The 12,199-nt window shown below is 37.1% G+C and carries 14 protein-coding genes; 7 read left to right on the forward strand and 7 right to left on the reverse strand.

The window, feature by feature from the left end; translation table 11 throughout:
* Positions 1-51: 51 nt before the first annotated feature.
* The 3 genes from MHB44_RS00965 to MHB44_RS00975 all read right to left on the reverse strand — a co-directional run bounded on the left by MHB44_RS00965 (position 52) and on the right by MHB44_RS00975 (position 2,958).
* On the reverse strand, positions 52-1,128 hold the full coding sequence (locus MHB44_RS00965; RefSeq protein WP_341301210.1) for an extracellular solute-binding protein: 1,077 nt from the start codon (positions 1,126-1,128) through the stop codon (positions 52-54).
* A gap of 329 nt (positions 1,129-1,457) precedes the next feature.
* A complete protein-coding gene (locus tag MHB44_RS00970) occupies positions 1,458-2,375 on the reverse strand; it encodes a DMT family transporter (RefSeq protein WP_341301211.1) in 918 nt (305 codons plus the stop codon).
* A 19-nt stretch (positions 2,376-2,394) separates the two neighbouring features.
* Positions 2,395-2,958 (reverse strand): GNAT family N-acetyltransferase, encoded by a 564-nt coding sequence (locus MHB44_RS00975; protein WP_341301212.1) that lies wholly within the window; start codon positions 2,956-2,958, stop codon positions 2,395-2,397.
* A 156-nt stretch (positions 2,959-3,114) separates the two neighbouring features.
* Between MHB44_RS00975 and MHB44_RS00980 the strand changes: the two genes are divergently transcribed.
* The 5 genes from MHB44_RS00980 to MHB44_RS01000 all read left to right on the forward strand — a co-directional run bounded on the left by MHB44_RS00980 (position 3,115) and on the right by MHB44_RS01000 (position 6,559).
* A complete protein-coding gene (locus MHB44_RS00980; protein WP_341302899.1) occupies positions 3,115-4,062 on the forward strand; it encodes a carbohydrate kinase in 948 nt (315 codons plus the stop codon).
* Between the two features lie 20 nt (positions 4,063-4,082).
* A complete protein-coding gene (locus MHB44_RS00985; protein ID WP_341301213.1) occupies positions 4,083-4,514 on the forward strand; it encodes a dual specificity protein phosphatase family protein in 432 nt (143 codons plus the stop codon).
* Positions 4,515-4,695: 181 nt separating this feature from the next.
* Positions 4,696-4,899, forward strand: a complete 204-nt coding sequence (locus MHB44_RS00990) for a PLD nuclease N-terminal domain-containing protein (protein WP_341301214.1) — start codon at positions 4,696-4,698, stop codon at positions 4,897-4,899.
* On the forward strand, positions 4,896-5,780 hold the full coding sequence (locus tag MHB44_RS00995) for an ABC transporter ATP-binding protein (RefSeq protein ID WP_341301215.1): 885 nt from the start codon (positions 4,896-4,898) through the stop codon (positions 5,778-5,780). The genes MHB44_RS00990 and MHB44_RS00995 overlap by 4 nt, the downstream gene beginning before the upstream one ends.
* Positions 5,777-6,559 carry an ABC transporter permease subunit gene (locus MHB44_RS01000; RefSeq protein WP_341301216.1) on the forward strand — a complete coding sequence of 261 codons (783 nt, stop codon included), beginning with the start codon at positions 5,777-5,779 and terminating at the stop codon, positions 6,557-6,559. Before MHB44_RS00995 ends, MHB44_RS01000 begins: the two co-directional genes overlap by 4 nt.
* A gap of 53 nt (positions 6,560-6,612) precedes the next feature.
* On the opposite strand, the gene MHB44_RS01005 is transcribed toward MHB44_RS01000, so the two are convergent.
* The gene (locus MHB44_RS01005; RefSeq protein WP_341301217.1) at positions 6,613-7,266 is read right to left on the reverse strand and encodes a GAP family protein; all 654 of its coding nucleotides are present in this window, start codon (positions 7,264-7,266) and stop codon (positions 6,613-6,615) included.
* A complete protein-coding gene (locus tag MHB44_RS01010) occupies positions 7,263-8,024 on the reverse strand; it encodes a MerR family transcriptional regulator (RefSeq protein WP_341301218.1) in 762 nt (253 codons plus the stop codon). Before MHB44_RS01010 ends, MHB44_RS01005 begins: the two co-directional genes overlap by 4 nt.
* A 184-nt stretch (positions 8,025-8,208) precedes the next feature.
* Between MHB44_RS01010 and MHB44_RS01015 the strand changes: the two genes are divergently transcribed.
* Entirely contained in the window at positions 8,209-8,919 is a 711-nt protein-coding gene (locus MHB44_RS01015; protein WP_341301219.1) for a CBS domain-containing protein, read from the forward strand.
* Between the two features lie 22 nt (positions 8,920-8,941).
* Here the strand turns inward: MHB44_RS01015 and MHB44_RS01020 are convergent, their stop codons facing one another.
* Positions 8,942-9,661: a DUF421 domain-containing protein gene (locus MHB44_RS01020; RefSeq protein ID WP_341301220.1), complete on the reverse strand. Its 720-nt coding sequence runs from the start codon at positions 9,659-9,661 to the stop codon at positions 8,942-8,944.
* Between the two features lie 106 nt (positions 9,662-9,767).
* On the opposite strand from MHB44_RS01020, the gene MHB44_RS01025 reads away from it, so the two are divergent.
* Positions 9,768-10,973 carry an MFS transporter gene (locus MHB44_RS01025; RefSeq protein WP_341301221.1) on the forward strand — a complete coding sequence of 402 codons (1,206 nt, stop codon included), beginning with the start codon at positions 9,768-9,770 and terminating at the stop codon, positions 10,971-10,973.
* 119 nt (positions 10,974-11,092) lie between these two features.
* Here MHB44_RS01025 and MHB44_RS01030 read toward each other — a convergent pair whose 3' ends face one another.
* Positions 11,093-11,779, reverse strand: coding sequence for a universal stress protein (locus MHB44_RS01030; RefSeq protein WP_341301222.1), 687 nt, complete (start codon positions 11,777-11,779; stop codon positions 11,093-11,095).
* Between the last annotated feature and the right edge of the window lie 420 nt (positions 11,780-12,199).

Genomic DNA, 12,199 nt, shown 5'->3' on the forward strand with positions numbered 1-12,199 from the left:
GATATAGGAAGGTAAAAATCCGCCAACTAAGCCGAATTTTTACCCTGATGCTTATTTCCCGCGTCCTTTAATATTGTTATCCCAGTACTCCATCCACTCAGTCTCTTTGTCGGACATTTGCTGCCAATCAATATCAAATGTTGTTAAATTTAATTCCTGATACCATTCTGGCATAGAGGACTTATCAATGTCAGAACGTGTTGGAATTTGATAATAATCATTTGCTAATTGTGTCACCATCTCTTTTTCAAATAAAAACTCTACAAATAGCTTCGCATTTTCAAGGTTTTTCGCATTATTTACAACTGCTACACCATCAACTAAAATAGGTGCACCACTGTTTGGATAAATATAGTCAAAAGGATAATCAGTTGTATATTTCTTTAATAAAATATCTTGCAAGTTCCACAATGAAACACTGCCTTCTTGACGTGTAAGCTTTAAATACAATGCATTAGGATCTTGTGTATACTCCTTTGTATTGGCATCTAATTGTAATAGCCAATCATAACCTTTTTCAGGTGAAACAGCATCCTGTCGTACAATCATAGAGGAATAAATTGTTCGCATTGTACCCGATGCCAGTACACCGCGAATTAAAATTTGATCCTTCCATTTAGGGTCTAGTAGCTCATCCCAATCCTGCGGCCCTGTTTCCTTTGTCAGTACATCACTATTAATCATAATAACCTCAGGCAGTAGCATCTCGCCAAACCAGCGTCCAGCAGCATCTTTATGATCCGGCTCAATAGCGTCGATAAAGCTAGGCTGCCAGCTGTGTAGTAAATCCTCATTCGCACCAACGATAAGGGCTGATTGTGTGCCACCCCACCAAAAATCAGCCTGTGGATTAGCCTTTTCCCCACGTAAACGTTCTAAAATTTGTTGTGCGCCCATTGTTAAAAACTCTACTTCAATATTTGGATACTTTTCATTAAACTGATCAATCACCTGTTGCACCATTGCCTCATCACGCCCTGTGTAGATCACAAGCTTGCCTGAGGGTGTTGTAGCTGCTACCTCTTTTTTGTCATTATTTGTAGAGTTTTTACTGTCATTAGAACTACAGGCAGCCACAAAAATAAGTGTCAACACAAGTAAAAAACTAAGAATGCGTGTTTTTTTCATTATATTCCCCTTTCTCAAAGTAAGGTACTTGCATATTGCAGTATAATCCGCAGGGGGAATATTAATGTTAGAATTATTAAAAAAGTTGCATTCCACTTCATCATAGCGAAGCCTATCATTGTTAGCAATGGCATTTCAGCAAAAGTTAAAAAAACTCCTTAAAAAGGAATATTTCCATTTTTAAGGAGTTTTGGCGATTTATAAAGATGTCACTTTCCATTAGAGGGGTTTTCTTCATTCCCCGCTAATTACTAGGATTTCACCAATTAGATATTTATGGGAAGTTCATCCTCCGCTTAGATTTTGAAATAGCTTACAGCATAGCTATATTACTGCCCGTTCATACTGGGCAGAGTATTTTTTTGTCGACGCTGGGCAACAATTGTCGGTAGCATCATGCCTACAAGCACAAAAACAATCCCGATAACTTGTAAAATTGTTAAAGGCTCATGCAGAACAATAACTGAAACTGTAACTGCCACTGGCAATTCAATGGCACTCAGAATCGATGCAAGAGCGCCCCCAATTTTAGGTATAGCAATAGAGAATAAATAAATTGGCAAAATAATACCAAACAGACCTAGTGCTAGTCCAAATTTCCATAAGCCATGCATAAATAATTGACCATTCCAAATAATTTCAGGGCTAAGGAAAATGCTAATTACAATAAGGGCGACAAATGAAACAATTAGCACCCTTGATGTTGTTGTTACACCCTCTACAGGTCGAGAATTAAATTGAATAAAGCAAGCAAAGGTTACGGCAGCTGCAAAGCCAAATAGCCAACCTTGGATCGGAATACCGCTTAAGTCTACATTTAAAACCCCAGCCGCTAAAATAGTACCTGCAAATAAAATAATAAGAGAAATGATCTCTGCTCGGCTTGGCCATCTTCTATGTAGCACACAGTCGATGAGTAGACCAATCCATGTAAATTGAAAAAGCATTACCACTGCAAGAGATGCGGGTAAATACTTCAATGATTCACCATAAACAATACCTGTTGTTCCAGTAAAAATACCTGACCAAATTAAAATCAATAAGCCATTTTTAGAGGGCTTTGGCAACTGTCTTTGTGTCATAACAAAGATAAGCGCAACCAGCATAAAGCCAATAATATATTGACTTGATACGGCCTCTGCTGTTGTAAAGCCATGCTGCATAGCCACTTTAATAATTGTTGATAAAATACCGTAGCTACTAGAGGCAATGACAATCAAAAGAGGATAAATAAAATTTGTTTTCATAGATGTATGTTGTCACTTCCTAAAACTGTTTCACCATATGATGAAAAGGTTCATCAATAATGGACCATGGCTCTGTAATGACAAAGCCTAATCGTTCATAAAGACGACGAGCATCTTCTTTTTCGATTTCAACATTTAATGATAGCTTTGTATAGCCTCGTTGCTTTGTTAGCTCCTCTGCATACTGCAATAATAATGTACCAATACCTTTCCCGCGCGCTGTTGGTGCTACACAAACCGTATCAATATAGGCTTCATCCTCATGTGCTTCACGATCAATTACAATGGATGGAGCATTTTTCGTAGCTAGCCATTGTACAAGATTGGCATCCATTTCAATGGCATGTGCACCATAATAATAAACAAGAATCCCTAATATTTGTTCATCTTCCGTAGCGACAAAGGTATTTAAGTATGAGTGCCGATTGTCGTCACGTTGAAAAAGAATTGTTAGTTCCTGCATAACAGCATCCGCTGATTGCTCGCCAGTTAAACGATTAGCAATATCGCCAATGGCATCGATAATTAAAGGCACAACGGCATGGGCATCTTGTGGTTGCGCTTGTCGAATTGTAATAGTCATCTTGAAAATCCCTACCTTCCTATAGGCAAGTATAACAAAGATAGCGGATGACTCAAGTTTTCCAGCTTGTCATGAAAAAATGTCAAGAGTAAAAATCTTTATAGATTGACAATTTTCATGGTAATCTATAATGACTAGACCTTCAGGAGGATAATGATGATAAAGCAAGATCAGGAATTTATAGTAGTCTATGGAGATGCTTTTATTGACTATATTGCAGATGATGTGACAAACACATCTTTTACTAAATATATGGGAGGCGCAACCGTAAATGTTGCAGCAGGAATTAGCCGCATTGGTGCACCTTCCGTATTAATTACGATTACAGGGGATGATGAGGGCTCTCAATTTGTACGTGATGGACTTGCACAAGAGGGTGTAAAGCTAGATTATGCCGTATTTCATCCAGCTAAGCGTGTTAGTGGAGTTTACGTGCATTTAACAGAGGCATGTGAGCGTATTTTTAAAGATTATGTGGATGAAACACCCGATTTACAAGTTGAACCAGCACAATTAAATGAAGAAGCTTTTAAACATGCCTCTGCTTTAACAGTGTGCTCAGGTACAATGTTCCATCCAACAGCGCTGGCTACAACACGAGCTGCTGTAGCTATGGCGAAGGACAAGGGAGCGATTATTGCGATGGATGCCAATATTCGCCCGTTACGTTGGAGCAGCGAGGAAATTTGCCGAGATACGATCACATCATTTTTTGAGGATGTCGATATTTTAAAGGTAACGGACGATGAATTATTCTTTCTGACAGAGACAACTAGCTTAGAAGAAGGTATTGAACAATTAAACAGCTATCTAGTGCCTATTATTTTAGTAACAGTAGGAGAAAATGGCACATATGCTGTGCTAAATGGTGAGGTTATCCATGTGCCAACGGAAAAAGTAGTGCCTGTAGATACAACAGGGGCTGGAGATGCATTTATGGCAGGGGTATTACGCGATATTCACTATAACGGTTTACCTACAACGAAAGAAGAGCTTGTGCGTTGTACAAGCTTTGGCAATAAATTAGGTGCTTTAGCCGCGACAAAAGCAGGTGCATTAACAGCTCTACCATATTATCAAGATATTAAGCATTTGCTGAAATAATCTTATGAGGTGTGTAGAAAATGGAGAAAAACTACGATATTTTAATAAAAGATAAAATATTTTTTGGCGGTGCTAAAGATGCAGAAGCAGCCTTTGAACAAGAATCCGTTGATATTATAATCGATGTACGTGTTAATGGACTGTCATCACAGGAGCAGGAGGCAGTTTCTTATCTTTACAAGCATCTACCTATTGCAGATGAGGATACAGTTGTGGCATCTTCGGTTGAAAAAGTAGCGAAGGAAATTGCTACAGCCTATAAGGAAGGGCAGAAGATATATATTCATTGTGGAAGTGGTGGAGGACGTGCAGGCGTAGCAGCTACAGCTGCGTTAATAGAGCTAGGAATGGCACAGTCATTAGAGGAAGCAGAAGCCACAGTCAGGAAAGCACGCCCGCAAGTAACAATTCGCCCAAAAATGGAAAAGGCTTTGCAAAAATTATATAAATAGTGAAAAAGATGTGCCAGTCCATGGTGCATCTTTTTTGTATGGATAGATTGCTCAAAATGACGGATAGGACTACAAAATAAATGGATAGCTTAACCAAATTAATGCATTCAACATATTTGTTATATACATATTAGAACAGATTTGTTATATTAAATATATAACAAAATATGGGGTGATTTGTATGATGGAGGAGTTAGCGAAGGTTCCATGGGCAGTAATAGCTCCATTAATCGTTGTTCAACTTATTTTAATGATTGTAGCACTGATCGATTTGCGCAAAATTTATGCAACAAATGGACCTAAAATTTTATGGGTGTTTATTATTATCTTTGCCAATCTTATAGGCTCTATTGCGTATTTTATAGTAGGGAGAAGGCAGTCATGACAACATTACTTCAAGTAACAGGTTTAACGAAGCAATTTGCAGAGCATAGAGTTGTAGATGATGTGAGTTTTTTGTTAGAAGAAAAAACTTCAACGGCATTAATAGGGCCTAATGGTGCTGGTAAGACGACAACCCTCTCTATGCTAACAGGACTTTTAAAGCCGACTACTGGCAGTGTCAAGATGCAAGCAGGTGATTTGCGGGCAAATATAGGATTTTTACCTCAATATCCTCAGTTTCATCCTTGGTTAAGTGCAGTGGAGTTTACGGAAATGGCTGCAAGGCTGAATGGAGTAGCAGCAAAGCAGGCGAAAATGGAGGCACAGAAAACACTAGGATTTGTAGGGTTAGGAAATGCTCAGCAAAAAAAAATCGCAACATTTTCTGGTGGCATGAAGCAACGTCTCGGTATTGCCCAAGCAATTGTGCATAAGCCTAAATTATTGTTATTAGATGAGCCTGTATCAGCATTAGACCCAGTTGGACGTAGAGAGGTGCTTGATTTATTAAAAGGATTGCAGCAAGAGACAACCATTCTATATTCAACACATATTCTAAATGATGCAGAAGAAATGACAGATCAGCTGTTATTTTTGCAAAATGGCAAACTAGTGGAGCAGGGAACATTACGTGAGGTACGACAACGTTTTGATGAGCAAAATTATGTTATTGAATTTGATACCGAAGAAGAGGCAAAGCTTTTTGCAAGCTCATCTGACAGCGTAAAAGGCTGTTATGTATTTGTGGCGCTTATCAATGAGAAGCCAACGATGAAAGAGCTGCTACAGCGTTTAAGTGAATGTCCGTATACAATCCGAAAAGTAGAGAGACAAACAGCATCTTTAGAAGAAATTTTTATGAAGGTGGCGAAAAAAGCATGAGAGGATTCAGTGTACTTCTGCAAAAGGAATATAAAAAAGCTTGGCGGAGTTGGAAATTTTTGTGGATCCCGCTTGTGTTTGCTTTGCTTGGAATGAATGATCCACTAACGAATTATTATATGATGGATATTTTAAAGGCTGTTGGAAATGTACCTGAGGGCTTTGAAATGCTAATACCGGAATTAATGCCAGTTGATTTATTGCAAGCCTCTATCGGACAGTTTCAAACAATAGGCTTGTTAGTAATGATGGTGACTTTTGTAGGCTCAATTAGTAAAGAACGTGCTAGTGGCATGGCGACATTATTTTATGTACGCCCCATCTCATTTGGTGCTTATTTCCTTAGTAAATTTATCGTGAGTAGCACAGTTAGCTTGGTTAGCATTTTAGCTGGTTTTGCAGCAAATATCTATTACACAAGTATTTTATATGGAGCAATGGATATAAAAGTGCTTTTCTCCAGCTTTTTTACGTATTATATTTGGCTGTTATTTGTTATAGCAGTATCATTAATGATGAGTGCTAGTTTTAAAACAGTTATTGCTGCTACATGTGCATTTACTATTATTTTTGCAGGGCAAATAATGGATATGACTGTAGGAATCTTTTGGACAATATCGCCATGGAAACTAGCAAGCTATGGCATTTTACAAGTACAAGGAACAGTAGAGATGTCAGATTACTGGTGGAGCCTGATAATTACTGTAGCATTGATAATTATCTGTGTTAGCATTGGTATAATGATGATGAAAAGAAATGCCTCTATAACAAAAATCTAAAGAGTACAAAGCGGTAAAAACCAATGTATAATGGATTTTTACCGTTTTTTACATTAAATCATCCCACCATTTATAAGTAAAATCAGTCCCACAAAGAACATGATCCAAGAAAGGGGAGAACTTGTACTTTGATCAAAAAGGGTTTGAATTTTTCTTAGGGATTTATTCATAAATTGTCGAAATAATAGATGTAAACAAAGCAAGATAATCCCAGGTGCAATCATTACTAAGTTGTAGCCTGCTAATATTGGTAACCATTCATAAAACGCTACATGATGGCTCGTTAAAATGCCGATTGCAGCAAAATAAGGTAGAGCTGTTGCAACTTCTAAAATAGAGGTAGTGCAACCTAACGCTATCATAGCACGCATCTGTAAAGATTTTGGTTTAGGTACCCCTTTTGCCTTTTTCTTTGGTACTAACCAGCTGCCAATAAATAAAATTGCTCCCACAATGGTCATAGTTAATCGAGCAGAGTAGCTATCTAGCAAATTAGAGATGGGGTTGAAGATAACACCGAGACCTAACATTAAAAAAATTCCAGTACTAAAGTAAAACAAGGCAACAGTCATTAGATAGGTGAGTAAAAGCTGGATTTGTTGTTTTTTAGCCCTAAGTAATATATAGACAGATACGCCAATAATAGAAGGGTTAAACATATCTAATAAAGCTAAGGCGCCAATCAGCAGCAACATTTCTATGTTCATGTTTGTGGCTTTCCTAACGTCTGATTTTTTGCTTCATAAATATGAAAAGCCCGCTCAATAAAATGTAAAAAATCTTCCTCTAAAGCATATAAGCCCATTTGTTCGGATTTGTGAGGCGACCTTCGTATTGCCCATATCTTTTCTAAAAATGTATCATTTCCTTTATATTCTACTTCAGCCTTTTCCATCATTCGTTTGATAATACATTGAACGGAATGTGCCTCAGGGCTTTCCTTACGTAGCTGCTCTAACTGACCTAATAAACCAATCCACTCTAAAGAATTAGGATCATTACGATTTAAATTAGGCAGTTTTTGAATAAGCCCTATTTCGGTAGCTGTAAAAATTTGCTTGCGGAAAGCTTGCTTTTTATCTCGCTCCTGACTTGAAAGCTTAATATACTTTTGAATAAGGGGCTCTGTTAACCCACCTTCGATAGCTGAAGCATTTTTTAATCCAAGGATAGCGCTTTTCATCTGCTGTAATTTCCTTTGTTCCTCTGCTATGAAAGCTAGCTGATGGTCTAAACTTGCTTCCCACTCCCATGAATGATTGATAAGGGTTTGAATTTCTTTCAACTTGAAGCCTAATGCCTTTAAAAATACGATTTGTTGGAGCATTTTTAGCTCATTCTCCCCGTAAATCCGATGTCCACCCTCCGTCTTTGCTATTGGAAGTAACAAGCCAATCTCCTCATAGTAACGTAGTGTTCGAACAGAAATACCAGTTTGTTTGGATACATTGTGAATCGTAAGCAAAATAACGAATCCTCCTCTCTGTTAATGACATTATATAAAATGACGTTACGTCACTTACAAGAGGGATTGTAAAATTACATTCTTGGAATCTCTATAACTTAGGAATATAATGGGGATGTAACTCGAAATTTGTCAAATAACTCGGAAAATATATAGATTACTATAGAAAGAAGGTACATAAAAAGTGGGGACTGAAAATTCCGATCGTTTCCTAACAGCGTTTAATCGGATAGACCATCGATTAAGAGATATTATTGGCGCAAAGGATTTTATACCGTTTTCTCGTCTTATTGAGCAAGCAAAGAGAAAAGATGTGCTGGTGAAGAAATATGAGGATGATTTGCGATCCTATGCAGATTTACGCAATGCAATCGTACATCATCGTATTTCTTTAAATTATGTAATTGCAGAGCCACATCCAGACGTAGTAGAGAGAATTGAATACATAGACGCTACCTTAGCTAAGCCAATACTTGTAGGACAAATGTTTCGTAAGCGCGTGCTTGTTTTTCAAGAGAATGATTCCCTTAGGCAAGTATTGAAAATTATACGACAACGAAAATATACGCAATTCCCTGTTTACCATAATAAGCAATTTAGAGGACTTATTACAACAGTAGGTATTACTAATTGGCTTGCCTCAACAATGGGCGATCATCATAGTCAAGTGCCAAATAGGATTCCCACATTGCATGATATTTTAACACATGAGAAAAATAGGGTAAATTACAAATTCGTCAGTAAATGTATAACGATTTATGAGGCGGAGGAGATTTTTAAACAAGGGGTCGAAAGAGGGAAGCGCTTTGAGGCATTATTAATAACCGAGCATGGCAAACCGCATCAAAAGTTAATTGGTATTATTACGCCCTTAGATATTGTAAAGGTAGACTAACAAAAGTCGAGACAACAAGCAATTATGAGCTTGAGTGTCTCGCCTTATCTTTTAAGCTGATATATAAAGAACCATTTGTTTGAATTTGTGCAAAATAGACATCCTCAACAGTCTGCACATTTTGTTTTTTCAGTTTTTTCATTACCCAGTCTTCTGTTAATTCAAGCTCCACAAGATTTTCTTTAATAAGCTGTCCATCAGAAATAACCTCAGTGGGTAAATAAGTAGGTGGTGATACGTCTGCTTTCACATCCTGCTTTGTCGCAACCTGTTCAGAAGTTTTTTGTAGCACGCTTAGTTTACCATTTGTTTCAAGTAATGCATACTGCACATCCTGAACAGAGAAAATAGCCTGCTCACGAAGCATCATCGTTAGCTCATCTAAATGCAAACGATTTTTCTTTAAGGCAGATTCTAAAATAAGACCATTTTGTACAACAATTGTAGGCTTATCGTCAACGAGGACACGGGCTTTTTTAGATTTAATAGTAATCAAGGTCATTAAATACGTTAAAGCACTCCACCAGATAAGAGAAATCATGCCATCTAAAAATGGTGTTTCCTCCTGTGAGGCAATTTCAGAAGCAATCGATCCAAATGTAATACCTGTAATATAATGGAAAAATGTTAGCTGGCCCAATTGCTTTTTCCCTAGAATACGGGCTAAAATTAGTAACGCAAAGAAGGAAAGGGTTGTTCTTAAAATCATCTCCCAGAAATGGGCATGAATAAAGCTCTCCATATCTATATCAGCTCCTTTTACAGCTTGTCATTTTATAGCTTGTGCAAAAAGGTCAATAGTATGCGACAATTATGTATAAACATCATGTGAAAAAAGAGGTGACAGCATGAATAAACCATTAAATATAACAAATCCAGTCTATCCTATTATGATTGCAATAGGTGTTGCGCACCTTATTAATGATACAATGCAGGCTGTTATTCCAGCGATGTTCCCAATATTTAAAAGTGAATTAGGGCTAACCTTTACACAAATAGGGCTTATCTCATTTGTTTTAAATATATTTGCCTCCGCATTACAGCCTGTTGTAGGCTTTGTCAGTGATAAAAAACCAATGCCATATGCGTTGCCGATAGGAATGATTAGTTCCTTTATTGGTATAGCAGTTATAGCGTTTACAACACAATATTGGGTTATTCTTATTGCTGTATTATTTTTAGGCTTTGGTTCAGCAGTATTCCATCCAGAGGGATCAAGAGTATCATTTATGGCGGCAGGCTCTAAAAGAGGGCTAGCTCAATCAATTTATCAGGTTGGAGGAAACTCAGGACAGGCACTTGCACCATTAATTAGCGCCTATATTTTTGATATTTTTGGTCAGCGTGGCGCAGCAATTGTCTTAGTGGCTTCAACGTTTGGCATTATTTTATTGAGTAAAATTGCGAGATGGTACAAGAAGCAATTAGAGCAAGAGCGCATCGCGAAGAAAAAGCGAGTATTAGTGTCCACATTGCCGCCTTTAACAAAAAAACAAGTCGGTATCGCATTAGCATTATTATTTACAATTATTTTTGCACGATCATTTTATACAACCAATATTACAAGCTTTTATGTTTTTTATTTAATGGGGCATTATGACGTAAGCCTTCGATTAGGACAAATACTAATTTTCACCTTTATGGCTTTTGGTGTAGTGGGGACATTTTTCGGTGGCTCCTTATCAGACCGTATTGGTAGAAAAAACGTTATTATTTTATCAGTAGTGGTACCTATGCCATTTTGTTTAGCCTTGCCATATGTGCCTTTATGGACAGCAGTGCTATTTTTAGTCATTATCGGCACCTTGATTATGATTAGCTTCTCTGTAACGGTTGTCTACGCACAGGAGCTAGTGCCTACAAAAATTGGCACAATGGCTGGCTTAACAACTGGCTTTGCCTTTGGTATGGGGGCAATAGGGGCGATGGTAATCGGTATTTTAATGGATCATAAAGGCATTGATTTTACAATGATGGTCGTTTCTTTATTGCCTTTATTATTGCTAATAGCTTTCTTCTTACCAAAAGACAAACCAGCTTCAACTACAGCCTAGCAAAAAGGGACTGTCGAAAAGGATTTTTCTTTTCCAACAGTCCTCACTTTTATTTTAAATATTTCTTAAAAACATGGCGTACCTATACCTCCACACTCGGCGTAAAGGGTGTCTCCATATTATTGTCTTAATGGTGATAAAAATTCTCCAGGAAGCTTCTCTTGATCGACTACATAGCCTTCAGAAATATGAACCTCATGCATTTTATCGTTGTAAGTAAACTTAAAAATTCCATTGTCAAAATCCGTACCAATTTCTTTGAAAAATATACCTTCAATGGATACATATTTCGGGCATGTAAATGCTACTTTAAAATTTTCATGCTCTTTAATTAAGTAAGCACGCACACCTTTTTCATATGTTTCATTTGCATCATCATCCGTGGGACGTTGAACAGCAACAATATGAAAATCCACAAAAGGCACCTCTTTTAACAGCACATTTAAGAAGGAGCCTTTCGTAATTTCCTCCCAGCGGCTTTGTGCACTTTGCCCTACAATAATTTGGGATATGCCATAATTTTTTGCGACCTCTGCAATCACCTTTTGTATAGGGCGTTTTTCATTATCTTGTAAAATGAATTTTTCAACCTCAAGTTCCTCTGCTAACTCTTTCCATTCTTCAATGTAATTAGATTTCTCTGCGTCAAATGCATCAAGGGGCTGCGAATCGACTGAAAGAATATAAAGTGGACAATCTAGCATTGTGGCCATTTTGTGACCACGACGTATTAAGCGTTCGCCATTTCGTCCATAGTAAACACAAACTAATATACTTTCATCCAAACGCCCTTTTACATGCTTCATAAAAAATCTACACCTCTTATCTGTTGGTATTTTACTCACTGTTGATTTTGAAAAAATTATCCTAAAACAGCTAAAATCAATGCTGTTACAGTGCATTCTATTCACTAATATTGTATACTTAAAAATGTATAAAAGTTAATGAAAATATATTGGAAAACCCTTGAAAAATTAAGCTTAAATCAATAATTATAAGTTATTTAATTTATGCATTGTATGCATTTAGGTAAATATGTTGCCATATGAAACACTATTATGCAGGCTGTTAATTAGATAGTCAAGTGTATTTATAATGCTGATATGACTGATTTTTATTTGTATAAATTATTTGATTTTTCACAAGTTATTTAGGCTTATACAGGGTTAGAGGTGATGAGCTTGTAACCTCTTTGCATTTTGTGTTTTCATCTATCACCATGCTAT

The sequence above is a fragment of the Lysinibacillus sp. FSL H8-0500 genome (assembly GCF_038051955.1).
Lineage (GTDB): Bacteria > Bacillota > Bacilli > Bacillales_A > Planococcaceae > Lysinibacillus > Lysinibacillus macroides.